The 17,915-nt window shown below is 56.7% G+C and carries 14 protein-coding genes; 6 read left to right on the plus strand and 8 right to left on the minus strand.

The features are described from left to right. Positions 1–4: 4 nt before the first annotated feature. Positions 5–2,218, minus strand: a complete 2,214-nt coding sequence (locus ACZ5C3_RS17015; protein WP_464044178.1) for a DUF3141 domain-containing protein — start codon at positions 2,216–2,218, stop codon at positions 5–7. Positions 2,219–2,313: 95 nt separating this feature from the next. After that, positions 2,314–3,432 (minus strand): AI-2E family transporter, encoded by a 1,119-nt coding sequence (locus ACZ5C3_RS17020; protein ID WP_464031497.1) that lies wholly within the window; start codon positions 3,430–3,432, stop codon positions 2,314–2,316. Between the two features lie 151 nt (positions 3,433–3,583). On the opposite strand from ACZ5C3_RS17020, the gene ACZ5C3_RS17025 reads away from it, so the two are divergent. Together ACZ5C3_RS17025 and ACZ5C3_RS17030 are read left to right on the plus strand one after the other, a co-directional pair. Then, positions 3,584–4,108: an N-acetyltransferase family protein gene (locus ACZ5C3_RS17025; RefSeq protein ID WP_464044179.1), complete on the plus strand. Its 525-nt coding sequence runs from the start codon at positions 3,584–3,586 to the stop codon at positions 4,106–4,108. A 311-nt stretch (positions 4,109–4,419) separates the two neighbouring features. Continuing rightward, complete coding sequence (locus ACZ5C3_RS17030) at positions 4,420–4,848, plus strand: DUF1330 domain-containing protein (protein WP_464031501.1); 429 nt, start codon at positions 4,420–4,422, stop codon at positions 4,846–4,848. Positions 4,849–4,948: 100 nt separating this feature from the next. Here ACZ5C3_RS17030 and ACZ5C3_RS17035 read toward each other — a convergent pair whose 3' ends face one another. Next, positions 4,949–8,101: an efflux RND transporter permease subunit gene (locus tag ACZ5C3_RS17035; RefSeq protein ID WP_464044180.1), complete on the minus strand. Its 3,153-nt coding sequence runs from the start codon at positions 8,099–8,101 to the stop codon at positions 4,949–4,951. Then, entirely contained in the window at positions 8,098–9,342 is a 1,245-nt protein-coding gene (locus ACZ5C3_RS17040) for an efflux RND transporter periplasmic adaptor subunit (RefSeq protein ID WP_464031503.1), read from the minus strand. Before ACZ5C3_RS17040 ends, ACZ5C3_RS17035 begins: the two co-directional genes overlap by 4 nt. A gap of 469 nt (positions 9,343–9,811) precedes the next feature. Here ACZ5C3_RS17040 and ACZ5C3_RS17045 point away from each other — a divergent pair, with 469 nt between their 5' ends. Then, positions 9,812–10,342 carry a cupin domain-containing protein gene (locus ACZ5C3_RS17045; protein ID WP_464031505.1) on the plus strand — a complete coding sequence of 177 codons (531 nt, stop codon included), beginning with the start codon at positions 9,812–9,814 and terminating at the stop codon, positions 10,340–10,342. A gap of 57 nt (positions 10,343–10,399) precedes the next feature. On the opposite strand, the gene ACZ5C3_RS17050 is transcribed toward ACZ5C3_RS17045, so the two are convergent. The 4 genes from ACZ5C3_RS17050 to ACZ5C3_RS17065 all read right to left on the minus strand — a co-directional run bounded on the left by ACZ5C3_RS17050 (position 10,400) and on the right by ACZ5C3_RS17065 (position 14,264). Further along, a complete protein-coding gene (locus ACZ5C3_RS17050; protein ID WP_464044181.1) occupies positions 10,400–11,647 on the minus strand; it encodes an Hsp70 family protein in 1,248 nt (415 codons plus the stop codon). A 152-nt stretch (positions 11,648–11,799) separates the two neighbouring features. Next, complete coding sequence (locus ACZ5C3_RS17055; protein ID WP_464031507.1) at positions 11,800–12,339, minus strand: 4-hydroxylaminobenzoate lyase; 540 nt, start codon at positions 12,337–12,339, stop codon at positions 11,800–11,802. A gap of 18 nt (positions 12,340–12,357) precedes the next feature. Beyond that, entirely contained in the window at positions 12,358–13,119 is a 762-nt protein-coding gene (locus ACZ5C3_RS17060) for a nitroreductase (RefSeq protein WP_464031509.1), read from the minus strand. Next, entirely contained in the window at positions 13,095–14,264 is a 1,170-nt protein-coding gene (locus ACZ5C3_RS17065; RefSeq protein WP_464031511.1) for an ABC transporter substrate-binding protein, read from the minus strand. Before ACZ5C3_RS17065 ends, ACZ5C3_RS17060 begins: the two co-directional genes overlap by 25 nt. 475 nt (positions 14,265–14,739) lie before the next feature. Here ACZ5C3_RS17065 and ACZ5C3_RS17070 point away from each other — a divergent pair, with 475 nt between their 5' ends. From ACZ5C3_RS17070 to ACZ5C3_RS17080, 3 genes are all read left to right on the plus strand, one after another. Beyond that, positions 14,740–15,720 (plus strand): LysR family transcriptional regulator, encoded by a 981-nt coding sequence (locus ACZ5C3_RS17070; RefSeq protein WP_464031513.1) that lies wholly within the window; start codon positions 14,740–14,742, stop codon positions 15,718–15,720. A gap of 587 nt (positions 15,721–16,307) precedes the next feature. Further along, positions 16,308–17,042, plus strand: coding sequence for a LuxR family transcriptional regulator (locus ACZ5C3_RS17075; protein WP_464031515.1), 735 nt, complete (start codon positions 16,308–16,310; stop codon positions 17,040–17,042). 81 nt (positions 17,043–17,123) lie between these two features. Continuing rightward, positions 17,124–17,741 carry an acyl-homoserine-lactone synthase gene (locus ACZ5C3_RS17080; RefSeq protein WP_464031517.1) on the plus strand — a complete coding sequence of 206 codons (618 nt, stop codon included), beginning with the start codon at positions 17,124–17,126 and terminating at the stop codon, positions 17,739–17,741. Positions 17,742–17,915 lie beyond the last annotated feature (174 nt).

The following is a 17,915-nucleotide window of genomic DNA, read 5'->3' on the forward strand; positions in this document are numbered from 1 at the left end:
CAGGCTACGATGCCTTCTTTCGGGCTGTGGGCTCTCGCACCTGTCCCTCATCCCCCTCTTCGACACCAAACAATCGCGCAACCCTGTGAAGGCGCCTGGCCGATTCACCGGATATCTCGGCACTTGCCGACAGCACGCCCCGGATAACGGCGAAGCCCTGACGTCGCTCCTCAGCGCTCTTCGGCAATAGCTTCGGAATAGCCTCCAGGCTGGCATCCGGTTCAAGCAGAAGCATAAAGAATTGCTCACGAACCAATGCCTTGAACTGCGGCAGGGAGAGCCTTGAGCCGTGATCGCTCAGGTGGACCCTGCGTAACGCCTCCAGGCTGCGTTCATCGACCATGCCTCGCGCCGAACCGACATAGAGCAATCCCCGGATCATGCACTCGCGCAGACCGCCATGTTCGATCCTCGACTTCAGCTCTCTGATGCGCGTATCGAGCGCCGTGCGATGCTCCTCCGTCATTTTAGGACGAGAAACGGGTGCCGAGCTCGGATCAATTCCAACAGCCGCCTGGAGCACGGGCGATCCATAGATGGCGAGAAAGAGTGACTCGCTCATCGCGTCCCGCGCATCGCGCCAAGCATCCAATGCACTCACGATGCTCTTCGAATAGCTTTCCTGCAGAGCGACAAAGGGATTACCTTTTGCGGCTGGCTTGCGATGATCGCGAATATTGTCCGCGGCCTCTTCGATGGCCCGCGTTGCGATATTGTTATCTCCGAACATATCGTATTGCAGACGTAAGGGATGCAGGTTGCGCATGAGTTCAGCCCATTGGGGCGTCATCATCGCCTTCACCCAAGGCTGAACGAAATTTCTGTACGCTGCGAGATTGATCTCGGACACACGAGCAGCTGTCGCAAATCGGCGCTCATCATCCGCGGAATTTTCTCCCATGGCACGGATGTCATCGAGAGTCCGTCGCTCGCAGCGCATGATCCATTGTCCGGAGGCGAAATCGGCGTTTAGCGTTTCATCGGATTTCGCCTTAAACGTCGCTTCATATAGTCCAGGGGGGAGAACATCGATGAGGTCAATATTGCTCGAAAATTCACTATGCTCCTTTCGAGCGACACCTCCGGATACGAAGATTCCGAGGTGCCCGACCGTCTCGTGGACAGTGTAAACAATGGTCTGTCCATACGACCTTATTTCGTCGACATTTTCATAGAGGTCCAGGATCCACCCCAACGCCTGTTGAGGCGGCGTGATGTCGTCGCCCTTTGAGCAGAACACCACAATTGGCGACCGGATAGTCCGCAGATCGACAACCTGCCCGCCAGATGTCTTGATGAGACCAGCGGCAAGTTTATTTCCGATGAAAAGCTCATCGACAATAAATCGAATTTCCTCTGCATTGAGATTGACATGCCCGCCCCACCAACGTTCGAATTCAAGATAGCGGTCGGCTTCGGTGTCGATCTTCGAGTAGACATTGTACTGCTTCGTCCAGAGCGTATTTGATGGATTCATGCGTTCGAAATTCTGCACCAACCACGCGCCGTCGAATTTACCGCCACCAACATCACTCATGAGCGCGGTTAGCCAGCTCCCACCCAATAACCCGCCTAAGTATCGCATCGGGTTTTTGCCGCGCACGCCGGCCCAATAGGAAAGCGGCGAACCAGCAAGCACAATCGGCCCGAAAAGGTCCGGTCGAAGCGACGCAAGCATCATCACAGCCCAACCGGCCTGGCAGTTGCCAATGACACAAGGCTTTCCATCAGCGTCCGGGTGAAGCGCAATCACTTGTTCCAGAAATTTCCCTTCCGCCCGCGCAATATCTTCAATCGTTTGGCCGGCCATCGGCTCCGGCAAGAAGCCAATGAAATAGCAAGGATGACCTGCTCTCATCGCGACGCCAATTTCGCTATCAGCCTTGAATCCACCGATCCCCGGACCATGTCCTGCCCGAGGATCAACAACCACGAACGGACGCCGCTTCGGATCTAATTCCACATCAGGTGGCGGAGCAATGCGAACAAGAGCGTAGTTTACCGGCCTTGGAAGCTTCCGCCCGTCCGCGACGAGATCAACCGAATAATTGAGCACGTGAGGCGCCGCTTCTGCGAGACGCTCTCGATATTGCACGCCACGCTTGCGCATAACGTCCAAAAACAAGACGCTGCGCTGTCCGCAGTCGATGAGGTACTCGATGGCAGACGCAAAGAAGCTTGGACTGCTATCGTTTGAGACTTCCGATCGATCGGTCATCGCTGTCTCCTCGCGTCTACACCAATCTGACGAGGCGAGAGCTGGACGACTTGATTTAAGTCAACCTCTGCTGGACGAGGCCAATAAACTCGGAATTAGGAATTTCTACTGCCTATAATCTCGGCAGCTCCGTCTTTGCTTACAAGACTGCTGTCACGCGCGTCATCTCGCATCCACGCCATCATCAATTCCCATGCAACGGCCAGGACTATAGGTCCCGCGAAGAGACCGATGATGCCGTGAGCGAGCATTCCGCCGAAAACTCCGATTAGAATAACAAGCGTCGGCGTTGTTAAACCTCGCCCCATGAGAAGCGGCTTAAGCGCGTTGTCCGCGAGGCCAACAAGTACCAAGTACGCTGTAATGGATATGGCAACGGTGAAGTCCTTGGCGGTCCAGATCCAGATAATGACCGGTACAATTACAATCACCGAGCCGATTTGCAGAATACCGAGCACCAGCACCGCAAATGCGATCAAGCTGGCACCTGGTACACCAACCGCTTTCAACCCGATCCCAGCCAAAATTGATTGGAGAATTGCGATGCCGATCACTCCCTGCGCTACTGTCCGCACTGTCGCACCGGCAACAGACAGAAGGTGCTCGCTCCGCTGCGGTACGATGCGGGAAAGAATAGTTCTTCCTCCTCGCACCAATCTCGGGCTCATTGGAAGAAGAAAGCCAGCCAAGATAATGGACGCCAGAAATTTCAGAGCTTCCGTTCCGGCGCTGCCAGCGAATCCAAGGATCGCAGCCGCTACGGGTTTAAGAAATGGAGCGACCTCTCGAAAGGCCGTGTCCAGATTGTCCGAGGCCTGCTTCCAGAAACTATGCATGTGAGGACCGATCAGCGGCAGATCATAAAGGCGGGCCGGCGGCGCTGGGATCGTTAGCGCGCCTGCTTCGATTTGACGGGAGATCTCGCGGACGGCTTCAATCAATCCAAGACTAAGCCACGTCATCGGACCAATGAGAATTGCGAGGAAGGCTATCGTAAGCAAAGCCGCAGCCGTTCGCGGCCTGTCGCCCAAATTCTTTGTCAACCAATAGAACGGCGTGTGGAGCGCTACCGTAAGCACGAGTCCCCACACCAGGATTGGTATGAACGGCCGGACCAGAACGAAGGACCAGTAAACCAGGAACGCGAGCAATCCCAAACGCAGCGCGAGCTGGATCGTCTCGTCGCTATATCTGCTTCGTCGAAGCGTTTCCACGAATCTCTCATCCGTCTTGGGGGCCGACAGATCTCACATCTCCGGGCCACCAAACTGTCGGGATCTCTGGGGGGCTGCGCTTGATTCAGATCAACCAGTCAACCTCCTATTGTCCCACAAATTCGCCGGTCGGAGCAGAAACGGACAGCGAATGATGGCGCAAAGCGCAGAATACTCGAGCATGGAACCGTTTGGTGGCGGCGGCACAATTGAAATCCGTGCGCTCAAGCCAGACGATACAGCTGACATGCTTGCAGCAATCGATCGTACAAGTATGCAATCGCGCCAGCGTCGATTTTTTGCGCCGAAGCGAGGGTTCTCAGACAACGAAATCGCATTCTTCATGAACATAGATTTCGTCAACCACGTCGCCCTCGTTGCGCAGATCAACCACAATGGACATTCCGAAATTGTCGCAGGTGGACGCTACGTGGTTGTCAAGCCGGGCCAGGCTGAGGTGGCTTTCGTTGTTATCGACGCCTATCAAGGTCAAGGTTTAGGAAAAGCACTGATGCGCCATCTCATCCGTTTGGCTCGTAGTGCAGGATTAAAGGAGCTCGTCGCGGAAGTTCTTTCAGATAATCAGGCAATGCGCCGTGTCTTGAGCAATGCCGGCTTCACCTCGTCTCGAGGGAGCGATCCGCAAGTTTTGCATTTTTCACTGGCGCTCACGTGAACGGGGGTCTCCCAACGGTTCACAAGGTATATGAAACATCATCCCGCCCCGCGCGCAGACCTTAATTGCACCCGACTAGAAAGCCAAAGAGCCCCGCCGTCGCTGGCGGGGCTCTTTGGTTGCGGGCAACATATTTGACGTCATATTAGCCGCAAGCACGGTACGACGCCGGAGACTGTCGCGAGCAAGGATTCGATGGCCGATCCTGGTGCCCTCGCCCCCTTCGCTGCACTCAGCTCCACACCGAAACCGTTGACGGCCGCCGCAACCTGAAAAGAACCGCTCGGACGCAATGTAGGGAGAAACTATTCATGACTGGTCATATCGATCCAACAAAAGAAATCTTTGCTGCCTTTCGGGAGAACAACCGCCCTGGTCCGATCCATATGCTCAATCTGGTGCGGCTGCACGCACAAGCGAGATACCCAGACGGACGCAAAGCGACAGGCGCCGAAGCCTATGCAAGCTATGGGCGTGAGAGCGGCCCGGTATTCAAACGCCTCGGAGGCCGCATTGTCTGGCAGGGCAAATTCGAGCTGATGCTGATCGGTCCCTCCCAGGAGCGTTGGGACCATTGCTTCATTGCCGAGTATCCAAGCGTCGCGGCTTTTGTCGAAATGATCAAAGATCCGATTTACCGCGAAGCAGTTAAGCATCGACAAGCCGCTGTAGAGGACTCGCGGCTGGTTCGCACGGCGCCGTTGCCGATCGGCGACACATTTGGTGAGATTCCGTCCTAACCTTTTCAGGTTATAACGCGTCTCATTCATCCGCTCTTTGCCATCACAACGTGCCCCGGTGAATTGCCGGGAGCACGTTGCAGTGCTTAAGCTACTCGACTTAAGCCCCGACCGCTGGTGGCTCCGCATTCTTCCGCCCGCCGAAGCGCGCCTTTACTGCCTCGCGCATGCGCTGGAAGACCACATAGAGCATCGGGATCAAGAAGATTCCGATCGTACTTGCCAAGAGCATACCGCCGAACACAGCGGTACCGACGCCGCGGCGGCTGAGCTGCGCGGCGCCGGTGGCGAACACCAGCGGCACCAAGCCAAGAATGAAGGCAATCGAGGTCATCATCACCGCGCGGAAGCGCATCTGCGCACCAAGAATTGCGGCGCGTTCGATCGACTCTCCGGCCTCACGCCGCTCCTTCGCGAACTCGATGATCAGAATGCCGTTCTTCGCCGCCAGGGCGATCAGAACCACCAGACCAATCTGGCCGTAGAGATCCAGACTCAAGCCGGAAATCTTGATCGCCGAATAAGAGCCCAGCACGCCGACAACCACTGAAAGCAGAACCGGAATCGGGATGGTCCAGCTTTCGTAGAGCGCGACAAGGAAGAGATATGCGAACAGCACGGCGAGCCCCATAATGAGGCCGGTCTGACCTGACGCCGCCTGCTCCTGAAAAGCTGTGCCGGTCCATTCGAACGTATAGCCCGGCGGCAACGTCTTGGCCGAGACCTCGGCCATCGCCGCAAGTGCCGTGCCGGAGGACACGCCGGGCGCCGGACCGCCGTTGATCGTGATAGCGCGGTAGTTATTGTAGCGCGTGATCACCTGTGGGCCGGTCTGGAATTTCAGACTGGCGATCGATCGTATCGGAACCATCTGGCCCGTGTTGTTACGGACGTAGATCTGCCAGATATCCGGAATGTCGTTGCGGTTGCTCGCATCGCCCTGGACGTTCACCTGCCAGGTCCGGCCCAGCATGTTGAAGTTGTTGACGTAGATTCCGCCCAGCGTCGCCTGCAGCGCAGTAAAGACGTCACTCATGTTGAGCCCGAGCGCCTGCGCCTTGGCACGATCAATGTCGAGATACAGCGACGGATTGGTCGCGGTGAATGTCGAGAACACGCGCGTCATCCGCGGGTCAGCATTGGCAGCCGCGATGAGCCCGCCCATGACGCTGCTCATCGCCGACGGGTCCTGCCCTTCGAGCCCCTCAAGCACGTACTCGAAACCGCCGCCTGTCGAGAGACCGATAATCGGAGGCAAATTGAAGGCGATCACGTTGGCGTCGCGGATCTGCTGTCCTGCGCCGAATATTTTGCGGATGACCGCTTGTGCGGAATCGGCAGCGGCCTCTCGATCGGCAAACGGCTTCATACGCGCAACAATGAAGGCGTTGTTTGGTAGATTACCGCCGTCGAGCAGCGAGAAGCCGATGATCGACAGCGTATGCTCGATCGCCGGAATGCCCTTCAGGATGTCCTCGACCCGTTTGGTCACCTCGCTGGTGCGCGCGACGGACGCGCCGTCGGGCAACTGCACCATCACGAAGAAGGCACCCTGATCCTCTTCAGGGATGAAACCGGTCGGCGTCAGACGCGAAACTCCGAAAATGCCTCCGGCAAACACCGCGACCGCGACGAGTGCAAATATCGCCACACGCAGCAGGCGCTGAACCACGCTGGCGTAACGATCTCGGGTCCAGTCGATCGCCCCGAGCACCCTCGCCATGAAGCCGCGTCGCGGGCCGTGGTGCGGACGCAGGAATACCGCGCAGAGTGCCGGTGACAGCGTCAACGCATTCAACGCGGATATCAGCATCGCGGCACTGATGGTGACGGCAAATTGGCGGAACAGCGTGCCGGAAATGCCCGGAATGAATGCCACGGGGACGAACACGGACAACAGCACCAAGGTGATCGCGATAATCGGCGCAGTGATCTGCGCCATCGCCTTCTTGGTGGCTTCGGCCGGGGTCAAGTCCGGCTCCTCCTCCATCACGCGTTCGACGTTTTCCACCACGACGATCGCGTCGTCGACCACGATGCCGATCGCCAGCACCATCGCAAGCAGCGAGACCGTATTGGCCGAGAAGCCCATCGCCAGCAGGACGGCGAAGGCGCCGATGAGACTAACTGGCACTGCAACGGTCGGAATGATGGTGGCGCGGATATTGCCGAGGAACAGGTACACCACGAGAACCACGAGCACGAAGGCTTCGCCGAGCGTCTTCAGCACTTCGTAGATAGTGTCGGTGACGAAGGTGGTGGTGTCGAACTGGACCAGATACTTCATGCCCTGGGGAAAACGACCAGACAGGTTCTGCAGCGTTTTCTGAACCGCGGCCGCGGTCGTCACCGCATTGGCGCCCGGAGCAAGGTAAATACCCATGCCGACGCCGGGACGGCCATCGATGCGGGATTCGCTGTCCAAATTCTGAGCCCCGATCTCAACCCGGGCGACGTCCTTTACGCGCAGCAGCGAACCGTCTGGATTTGCACGCAGGACAATCTCGCCGAACTGTTGAGGTGTCGTGAGCCTGCCTTCGGTCTGCACATTGAACTGGAATTGTTGATCGTCGCTGATCGGCCGTGCACCGATACGGCCCACCGGCGCCTGCACGCTCTGCGTCCGGATCGCATTGACGACGTCGGACGGCGCCATATTGAGGCTGGTCAGACGCTGCGTGTCGAACCAGATCCGCATCGAGTAGTTCATCTTCGCGAACAGGCTCGCCTGGCCAACGCCGGGTGTACGCGAGATGGCGTCCAGCACGTTGACGATCGCGTAGTTCGTGATGAAGATTGGATCCTGATCCTTCGCCTCACTATAGAGGATCACGAATTGCAGCACGGCCGACGATTTCTTCTGCACCGTCAGGCCTTGAAGCTGAACTTCCGGCGGCAATTGCGCCAAGGCCGCCTGCACGCGGTTGTTGACGTTGACCGTATTGATGTCGGGATTGGACCCGAGCCCGAAGCTGACCGTGAGCGCGTAGCTGCCGTCATTGCCGCTGGTCGACTTCATGTAAAGCATCTTGTCGACGCCGACCACCTGAGCTTCGAGCGGCTGCGCAACGCTGGTTTCCACCACCGCAGCGGACGCTCCCGGGAAGGTGCCGTTGACCGTTACCTGCGGAGGGACGATGTCGGGAAACTGCGCAACAGGAATCTGAGTCAGTGCCAGCAAGCCCGCGATCGTGATGACGAACGCGATAACGATTGCCAGGCGCGGACGATCAACGAAGACGGAGGAAATCATTTGCCCGAGCCTTGTGCGGTGGGAGCAGCCGGCTTGTTCTCGCCCGGCAACGGCGCCGGGGCGGCCGAATTAGGGTTTGGCGTCGTCTTCATCATAGCCTGGATTTCAGGCCCTGCTGGTCCGGGGCTGACGGGCTGGCCAGGACGCGCGCGCTGGACGCCGTCGGCGATGACCCGGTCCCCGACCGACAGTCCGCTGATCACTGAGGCGACCGTGGCTGTCGACTGACCAAGTTGGATACGGCGCTGCTCCACCTTGTTGTCGTTGCCCACGACATACACGTAGTCGCCGCGTTGATCGGACAGAACGGAGGATCGCGGTACGGCCAGGACTTCAACCGGCTGTACGCCTTCGAGCAGCACGGTGACAAACTCTCCATCGGTGAGTTCCCGCAATGAGTTTCCGCCTTTGGTGTCGGGATAGAGCAGCGGATTGGGAATACTGCCCCGAACGAGCAGTGTGTCGGTTGCCTGCGTGACTGTGTTACTCGCGAAGTCAAGATGGCCGACCTGATCGTAAGTGCGCCCGTCCGGCAATCTCAGGCGGATCACCACCGCCTTGAATCCCCCGGCGTTTCCGTAACGCTGCCGCAGTTCGAGAGCTTCGCGAACCGAAATCGGGAACGTCACATACATCGGATCCTGGCTGATAATCGTTGTCAGGGTGCCCGAACTTGCGTTGACGACGTTCCCCTCCGTGACAGCAGTCCGGCCAATGCGGCCATCGATCGGCGAACGGATATCCGTGTAGTCCAGATTGATCTGCGACAGGCTGACCTGCGCCTGGGCAGCCTGCACTTGGGCCTCAAGGCTCTTCTGGTTGGCGATGGCGGAGTCATAGTTCGATTGCTGGCCGGCCGGACCGCTCAGCAAGGTGCGCTGGCGCTCGGTGGTCAGTCTGGCGTTTGTCAACGTTGCCTCAAGTTGATCCACCTGGGCCTTTTTGGACGCGAGGTCGGCCTCGAAAGGTCCGCGCTCCAGCCGATAGAGGTGATCGCCGGTCTTCACCTCCGAGCCTTCCTCGAATAGGCGCTTGTCCAGGAACGCCGTGACGCGCGCCACGACATTGACGCGATTGATAGCCTCGACGCGGCCTAGAAACTGGTTGGTCTCGGTGATGGGGCGCTTGGCGACTTCGATGACGCCGACAGCCGGAGGCGCAGCGGATGGCGCCTGCGCGTGTGCCTCACTGATCAGCAGCGCGGCAATCGCTCCGAGCGTAATCCTCGTCGTATGGCGCATCCTCATCTCCTTCAAGTAAAGCTCAAATTATTGTTTTACAGGCGGGCTGGCGAAGCGAGAAGACGTAAGTACACGAAGGTGATAGTTGCTGCCTATAGTCCTTTGCCCACCTGACCGGTATGGTTTTTGCTATTCGGCCTTGCGCTATGTGGCCTTGTCACTGAGTTGTTACTTTAGGCCCCAAAGAGGCGTGAACGATGGCTACTGCCAGTACGCGCTGATTCGCAGCGGAACCCATACTAAACGCAACACACGTGACGAGACCATCCGCCGCTGCTGATAGGCTAACTTGCGCTAGGCGCAACGTTCATCGACGTGCCCGCGAAGCTCCATGTTTCAGCTGTAACCAAGCCCGCCGATATCGAAACCCGGCCGCAACGTGCTCATGAAACCCTCACACGACGGCGTCGCCGGCGGCGTGTTTCAGTTGCGCCGGTTTGGCCGTGGCACCAAAAGCGGGATGTCTCAAATGTCTGCTAAACTCAATTCGAACAGTCGTCGAGCAACAGGGTCAGCAAATGCCACGCAGGTGTTTTCCCCGGACAAGAGCTTGCCTCCGACCAACATGTATCTGACCGAAATCTCCGACGAAGAAGGAGATTACTGCGTCATGCTATCCAATCTGCCGCCGGGGGCAGTAGTACCGCTGCACAGCCACGCGGACCGGGAAACCTTCTACGTATTGTCCGGGACACCCACTGCTCTGAGGGAAGATCGATGGGAGGAACTTGCACCTGGCGACATCTTGGATGTGCGAGACGGGATGAAACACGCTTGGAAAAACGCGTCGCAGGAGCCCGTCTCGATGCTCTGCGTGACAACGACGAAAATGGCCAAGTTTTTGCAAAACATCTCGATTTCGAGCGGCGACAGGTTGTCGCCGGATGAGCAAGCCCAACGCTTTCTCGATCTTGTTCTGACACACGGATATTGGCTCGCAAGTCCCGAAGAGAATGCGGCGATCGGCCTGGGCGTTAACTGGAACGGGTCTCACAACTGACGGCGCGACGAACTACGGGAGCGGCACGGACGGTCGCATGCTCCCGCAAGGTCGTGATCAGCCATACCGCCGCGCAGCTTCGATCGTAAGTCCTTTTCCCACAGCCCCAAACGTGTCGCCCTCGACGATCTGGGCTGCGGGCATTGTCTTCATGATCGCATTACGCACGTGTGCGAGCTGTACCGAGCCGCCCGTCAAGAACACAGCTTCAATGTCATCGGCGGCAAGCTGAGCCTGCTCGAGACAGATCTTGATACGCGCAGCAATCCGCTCCGCCAGTTGCTTGGTGTGACGGACGAGATCGGCCCGAGACACGTCGGCATTCAAGCCCGGTTTGATCCAATCAAATGCAATGGCGATTTCTCGCTGATCAGATAAGGCAATCTTTGCGCCTTCGACCTCAATCGCCAACGTATGGCCCCGCTGCTCGTCAAGCACGCGAAGAAGACGATCGAACAGCTCGGGTTCTGCCGCCTCATAACGCACTTGCCGGATCTGAGTGATGATCTTTTGGTCATACATGCTGTTGATCCGCGACCAGGTTGCCAGATCGTGGAAATAGCCCGAGGGTACCTCCAATCTGGCCCGCTTCATCTGGCTGCGATGACCGAACAATGGCATGACGACGCCGAGGCTCAGCTGACGGTCGAAGTCCGTGCCGCCGATTCGAACGCCATCGTTGGCGAGAATATCGGACATGCGATCCGCCTTGCGGTGACGGTCTGGGCTGAGACGCACAATCGAAAAGTCCGACGTACCGCCGCCGATATCCGCGATCAGCGCGATTTTTTCGTCTGATATCTGGCGTTCGTAATCCAATGCCGCGGCAATAGGTTCAAACTGAAACGTGACATCTTCGAAGCCGATCTGGCGGGCGATATCGCGCAGCGTCTCTTCCGCCTGGCGGTCCGCGTCCGGCGCATTGTCAACGAAATGCACAGGCCGGCCATGAACGACATGTTTCAACTCACGACCAATTTCCTGCTCGGCGCGTCGTTTGACTACGCCGAGGTAATACGCGATCACGTCGCGGAAGCTCGCCCGTTCGCGACCAACACGCGTGGTCTCGTCAATCAGCGCCGTTCCCAGCACCGATTTCAGGCTTCGCATCAAGCGACCAGGCGCGCCATCGACATAGGCTTCGATGGCCTTGCGCCCGATCAGCGTCGCGCGGTTCGGCTCATAAAAGATAGCGCTCGGAACGGTGACGTGGCCTGTCTCCAGCTCTGCCAAGACCGGAACATCGTCCACAACAGTACCAAGCGTCGTATTCGACGTTCCAAAATCAAGTCCGCAGGCTGACATCGTGGCTCCCGAAAGGAGAGCTCGTCTACACAGTTCGGAGCGTTCGATCCACCCCTATCTTGCGCAAATTTCTCATGCATTTTCGCCTTCGGAGCGAAGCCTCCGAAGGCGAGCAAAGTTCATCGTGCGGTCATGTTTCCTGTTGGGCGCGCTTAAGCTGGCGCCTTGAAATCGTACGAGATGCGGCCGGCCGGCAGATAAAACAGCGCAATCAAAGCTCCGCCTTTGACTTCCGGATAGTGACGACTTCCTGGATCGGGTGCGGTCCATCCGGGACCCTGCCATCCTTGCAGTCCCTTCAACTCCGCACCCTCGTCCAACGGAATGACCATATTCAATTCGCCATACGGATGCCCGTGGTACTGCCCGCGCAGCACGTCATCGTCATCTTCGTCCTTGAATGCTTTTGGATCTTTACTGTCCATGTAAACGGCCGTGATACTAAAGTGGAACGTCTCCGGTGACGGCTCCAGTATCCTGCTGCGACGATAGCTCGGACCGTCAACTTCCTGATTTGCCGCCCATCCCTCCTCCACGCCCAGTTTTATAAGACGAGCCAGTTCCTGGTACAGTTCGCTGTGCTCGCCGTACTTCTGATTGAGCCACTTCTCCATGTCCGCGCTCGGAGTCATATCCTTGACCTCCTGCAGAAATGGTATGCTCTTCTTGATGAGTTCATCGCGGTGGTTCATGCTTGCCTCCTGAGGTGATTATTGATCGCGAGTTGAGTCCGCGAAGCCTGCAAAATGCGCAAAGTCGGCAACTTCCGCCTTGGGCATGAGACTTCCCGTGCTGACGACGTTGTCTTCGCCGTATCCCATCGATATGCCGCACACGACGGTCTCGTCAGACGTGATCGGAAGAAGTTGCCGCAGAAGCTTGTGATACTTTGCGAAGGTTTCCTGCGGACAGGTTTGGAGCCCGCGCGCGCGAGCTGCGATCATGATGTTCTGCAGAAACATTCCGAGATCGAGCCAGCTACCCATCTGCAGCCGGCTGTCGATGGTGATGATCAGGCCGACGGCCGCTCCGAAAAAGCTGTAGTTCTTCGCTGTCTGCCGCCCTCGCGCAACCAGATCCCACTGCTGGATCCCGAGCGCTCCATAAAATATCCGGCCGAACTGATCGCGACGCGACACATAAGGTTCGGGAAGTGGCGACGCATAATACTGATAGCCGGATATATGCTGGTCTTTCGCCTCCTCATGCGCCTTGAGCAAAACGGCGGAGAGTTCGTCCTTTTTGCTGCCGGCGACAACGTAAACCCGCCACGGCTGGATGTTCGCCCCGCTCGGCGCGAACCTCGCAACCTCGAGCACATCTTCGACAAGGCGCTGTGGTACGGCGCAGTCACTGAATGACCGGCAGGCGAAGCGAGACTTGATGACCTGATCTACCAGATCGCTGGTGAATTTCCCCGCGTCACCATGCAATGGCGCCAAGTGCGTTACTTTTTGCTGAGTAGAGGACATCCGCCCTCCTCCTGTGGTCTGAATGCTTCTTTTCCGGGGATCGTGGCCAACAGCTCGTAATAATCGAACCGATATTTCGACTCTGACGGCTTCTTCACCTTGAACAGATACATGTCGCGAACGAGACGGCCGTCCTCACGAATGACGCCGTCCTTCGTCATAAAGTCATTGACCGGCATCGCGCGCATCGTCGCGGCAACTGTCGGCCCGTCCACCGTGCTTGCTGCGCTGATCGCTTTGAGATAGTGCATGACCGCGCCATAGGTCCCGGCATGGATCATGGTCGGGACCTTGTTTGTCTTCTCAATAAAGCGCTTTGCCCACGCACGGGTGTCGTCGTTCAAATCCCAGTAGAAAGCAGAGCTCAAGATCAGGCCCTGAGCGCTTTCCAGCCCTAAGCTATGAATGTCGGCGATAAACACGATAAGCCCGACCAGCTTCTGGGACTTTGTGATCCCGAATTCGCCAGCCTGTTTGACGGCGTTGATGAAATCGCCACCAGCATCGGCGAGCGCGATGACATCAGCCTTGGAGGATTGTGCCTGTAAAAGAAACGACGAAAAGTCGGGCGTGTTTAGCGGGTGCTTGACTGACCCAACGGCCTCTCCACCGAGGGAACTGATGACTTTCCGGCTGTCCGCCTCGAGTTGGGCACCAAGAGAATAATCGGCAGACAAGAAGAACCATTTCTTTGCACCCATTTTTGAAACGGCTTTCGTCGTGCCCTGCGAGAGCGCATAGGTGTCGTAAGTCCAATGGATACCGGTCTGAGAACACTCATCACCAGTCAGGCGCGACGTTGCCGACCCAGTCGCAAGAAATATCTTCTTTCTATCGCGGGTGAGCCCCTGCACAGCGAGCGCGACGGCCGAGTTGGGAACGTCTACGATCGCTTCGACATTCTCATTGTCGATCCATCTGCGCGCAATTCCGCTGCCGACGTCAGGCTTATTCTGATTATCCGCGGAGATGATTTCGACTTTCCGATTGAGGACCGTCCCCCCAAAGTCGTCCACGGCCATCTGCGCAGCGACCACCGATCCGTGGCCACCATTGTCGGTATAGAGCGACGACATGTCCGACAGCACGCCGATCCTGAGTGGCGGAGTAGTATCCGCACTCGCTTGGTCCGATCGGAAAAACATAACGAGAAAAAATGCAGCGCACGCAGATCGCGTTAATGACGATCGATCACGTATTGATATAAACATTGCAGTCCTCCGATAACGAACGGGCGATGTTCACGCCTCTTTTCCGGTGACAACTCTTTCATCGGAGAATCGCGATGCGGAAGTGAAACTCTTTCAGAGTCCTATTGCGCCATGTTCAGGCGCGCTAAGGCCAAGGCAACGCTAGTGCTTTATGAGCTTTGGCCGTTCCTGAAACTCCTTCAGCATTAAAATGTACACCGTGCATTTTGGTGGTCAGCCCGAGCAGCGGAAACATTCGTTCGGTTGGATATAGCGGACCATCCCAAGCCCAAACGTGTCTTTCCTGAAGTTGGCTTGTTTTGTAGGCTACTTATCTTGGCGCGGATGTTGCCAAACATGTGTTCGCCGATCGTCGGGCATGTCACCAATGTCCGCGACTTGGTCCTATTAACGAGAAACGGATGCAGGCATGGCCACGTTCAGCACGCTCGACCTCAACCTTCTCCGGGTGTTCGACGCCGTCATGGAGGAGCGCAGCGTGCTTCGGGCAAGCCAAAAGGTCTGCCTCAGTCAATCTGCCGTCAGCCACTCGCTCGCCCGGTTGCGCGAAATGCTGGACGACGAGCTGTTTGTGCGGACCGCAACGGGCATGCAGCCCACGGCACGCGCTCAGGCAATGGCGCCGTTAGTGAGGGATGCTCTCAAATCTCTCGAGGCGGCTATCGAGCCACCCAAATTCTCGCCCGCGACGTCCGACAAAAAATTCACGATCGCGGCGAATGATTTCACCACGATGGTGATTGGAGCGAGGTTGCTCGCCCTGCTGCGCTCTGATGCACCTCAGGTCGACATCACGATCAAGCCCGTCACCCGCATCGACCTTGCCGAACAGATTGATCTCGGACGCATTGACGCAGCGATCGGAACATTCTCGATCGTTCCGTCCCGATTTAATTCGAGCTTTCTGTTTGAGTACGACGATGTCCTCATCACGAATTCATCGCAGAAGCTAGGCCCGATAACGACCTCCGTGCTTGCGCAGCTCCCCATCATTGTCGTTTCCTTCGGCGGTGAGCAGGAAGGCGCGATCGACGGATTTATCTCCGAACGCGGTCTCGCAAGGAGATCAGAAATGTACGATCGAATGGCCTTCGAACGCGCACTAGCCGACTCCGAGACGTTGCCGCGAATAGCAGTCTCCCTCCCCCATTTCCTCGCTCTTCCAGCTTTTCTTGAGGGAGCCGGCTTAGCAGCGATTGTCCCGCGTCCGCTGGCGGAGACATTTGCCAAGACTTACCCAATCGCAATCCATGAACTTCCTTACACGACGACGCGCCTTGAAGTCCGCCTGCTGTGGCATGAACGCAATGAAAGCGACATCTCACAAAAATGGCTTCACGAGCTCTTGCGACGAACAACCGAACAGCTCCGCGTCAGTCCGGTCAAGTGAGATGCGCTGCTGCGATCGAGGGCCTCGAGCTCTTTTCTCGGATGCCAGTGTCGGCTTTGCAAACTCGGCCCTGCCATCGAGAATGTTGGCATCGCGACCGAGCGACCGATAACCAATTGTGAAACGGCACGCTGATACCGCAATTTGCCCCTCTCTTGAGCAGTCCCATTGAGCCGTGAGACCGACATAGATCAGCGCAGGATAATTTTGCTGCTCAGGGCGAAGGCTACATGGCAAGTCGCTCAAATGGACAGTGCTTCGTGCTTCCCGACGAATCGCAAAACAAACCAGATGGTCTCAAGCTTTGTCGGAGATTGGCTCAGACGGCAGAACCAGAAGCGATTAAGGCAATTCGACTGGATTGATTGGCCACAAAGGCCATAACTCAGAGCATATTATTCTTCGGGTGGCCCAACTGAATCGACAACCAGACACCGGCCCCGGATATATTTGAGAAATCGCGCACCAATATCTTGTGGAAGCTACGGTCTACCCACAGGATACCGAGCGAGCGAGCCGACATTGTGGACCTATACGCCAAAGGATTTATATCGAAGATATAACCTGATGCTAGAATAGCTTTCGCTATGGGACCCCATCAAAACCACTACTTCAACAGCGCACTGGATGCGATTGAGCGAATCCGAGACGTCGAAGGATTATCGACGCTTTCGGAGGTCCTTCATTCTGCCTTCTCGCGATTCGGCTACGAATCGTTTTGCGTTGTTGCGGCCCCAACAGCCAGTCAACAGAAATTCTCCGACAAGCTGCTCCTCAGAAAGTGGCCGAAAGGGTGGTATGAGCAGTATGTAAGCTCTGACTTTCACCCGCACGATCCCATTTCAAACTTTTCACGTTCGCAAACTCATTCATTCCATTGGTCCAGTGTTTCGATTCCGAAAGAGGATCGAAAGGCAAATGGGATCATGACGATTTCGTCGAACGATTACGGAATGACCAATGGTTATTGCGTGCCGATCCAGGGATTGAACGGATATCAGGCAACTGTTTCCATCGCCGGCTCAGAGATCGACCCTCAAAGCGAAGCTCACGCTGCGATCGATCTCATCTCTATTTTTGCATTCCAGCGTCTTGCAAGTATCCGCCATGACATGGACGCTCCAAAAATTCTTACTGCGCGTGAGAAAGAAGTCATCTCGTGGGCTGCCGTTGGCAAAACCGCGTGGGATACGAGCGTCATTTTGAATATCTCGGTAGAAACCGTGAACAAGATCGCGGCATCGGCAATGCGTAAGCTGAATGTCCATACCCGCGCCCAAGCGGTGGCAGAATCAATCCGCCGTCGCGAAATCAATATCTAATTGTCAATACCCAGCCCACGGTATCGAGTAATTCCCGGCAAATAACGAGGCTCTCCCCGCATTGCGGGGAGAGCCTTTCACATGATCAGATTGGTAGATCGCACCAATCGTCACCGATTTTCCGGTCTGCTGGAGAAGCTCTTCCGCTTTCGCCATGACGTCTTTGTCAAGGAACGGGGCTGGAGCGAATTCGACCGCGGCGGCCTTTATGAAACCGATCAGTTTGACACTGACGATGCAGCCTACGTGATTGCCATTGACGAGAGCGATACTGTCGTGGGCTGTTGCAGGATGTATCCGACGAAGTTGCCACACATGCTCTCGGAGGTCTTTCCTTTCCTGGTGCAGGGCAAAGTCCCCCGGCGCAGAGATCTTTACGAGCTCACCAGGTTCGGCGTCAGCAAACATCGGCGAGGCACCTCGACCTACTCCGAGCTGCTGGCCGGATTTCAAGAGTACTGCCTGGAACATGGGGCGACGGGTGCCACATCCGTCATCCGCACCTTTCGCATGCCGTTGTTGCAAGCGGCAGGCATGTCAATCGTCCCTCTCGGCTTGCCGCAGAATTATCAAGATGAACAGCTGATCGCAGTGACCTTCGAAGTGAGTGAAGAGATTCTCGATCGGGTGCATCGCTACGCAAATCTTCAAGCACGAACATCAGCGGCAGATTTTGCACTGCAAAGGAAAACCGCCTGATGTGATCGTGTTGAAAAATCTCACCGTCAATTCACGCTCCGTAACTTTCGCCCCTTGTCAGAGAGCTGATTGAGCATTTGATGTTCACGAAGCTCTCGTTAGTAAAAACGAAAGCAGGTCCTCGTGATGTCCCGACATGTCTCGAACCAGCGCCTTCTTACCGCTCAACTAGGC

This window comes from Afipia dichlorophenoxyacetatis, from assembly GCF_055386385.1.

Coding starts and splice junctions, on each gene's coding strand:
- ACZ5C3_RS17015 (WP_464044178.1), bottom strand. CDS start 2,218: ATGACCGATCGATCGGAAGTCTCAAACGATAGCAGTCCAAGCTTCTTT.
- ACZ5C3_RS17025 (WP_464044179.1), top strand. CDS start 3,584: ATGATGGCGCAAAGCGCAGAATACTCGAGCATGGAACCGTTTGGTGGC.
- ACZ5C3_RS17030 (WP_464031501.1), top strand. CDS start 4,420: ATGACTGGTCATATCGATCCAACAAAAGAAATCTTTGCTGCCTTTCGG.
- ACZ5C3_RS17035 (WP_464044180.1), bottom strand. CDS start 8,101: ATGATTTCCTCCGTCTTCGTTGATCGTCCGCGCCTGGCAATCGTTATC.
- ACZ5C3_RS17040 (WP_464031503.1), bottom strand. CDS start 9,342: ATGCGCCATACGACGAGGATTACGCTCGGAGCGATTGCCGCGCTGCTG.
- ACZ5C3_RS17045 (WP_464031505.1), top strand. CDS start 9,812: ATGTCTGCTAAACTCAATTCGAACAGTCGTCGAGCAACAGGGTCAGCA.
- ACZ5C3_RS17050 (WP_464044181.1), bottom strand. CDS start 11,647: ATGTCAGCCTGCGGACTTGATTTTGGAACGTCGAATACGACGCTTGGT.
- ACZ5C3_RS17055 (WP_464031507.1), bottom strand. CDS start 12,339: ATGAACCACCGCGATGAACTCATCAAGAAGAGCATACCATTTCTGCAG.
- ACZ5C3_RS17060 (WP_464031509.1), bottom strand. CDS start 13,119: ATGTCCTCTACTCAGCAAAAAGTAACGCACTTGGCGCCATTGCATGGT.
- ACZ5C3_RS17065 (WP_464031511.1), bottom strand. CDS start 14,264: ATGTTTTTCCGATCGGACCAAGCGAGTGCGGATACTACTCCGCCACTC.
- ACZ5C3_RS17070 (WP_464031513.1), top strand. CDS start 14,740: ATGGCCACGTTCAGCACGCTCGACCTCAACCTTCTCCGGGTGTTCGAC.
- ACZ5C3_RS17075 (WP_464031515.1), top strand. CDS start 16,308: ATGGGACCCCATCAAAACCACTACTTCAACAGCGCACTGGATGCGATT.
- ACZ5C3_RS17080 (WP_464031517.1), top strand. CDS start 17,124: ATGATCAGATTGGTAGATCGCACCAATCGTCACCGATTTTCCGGTCTG.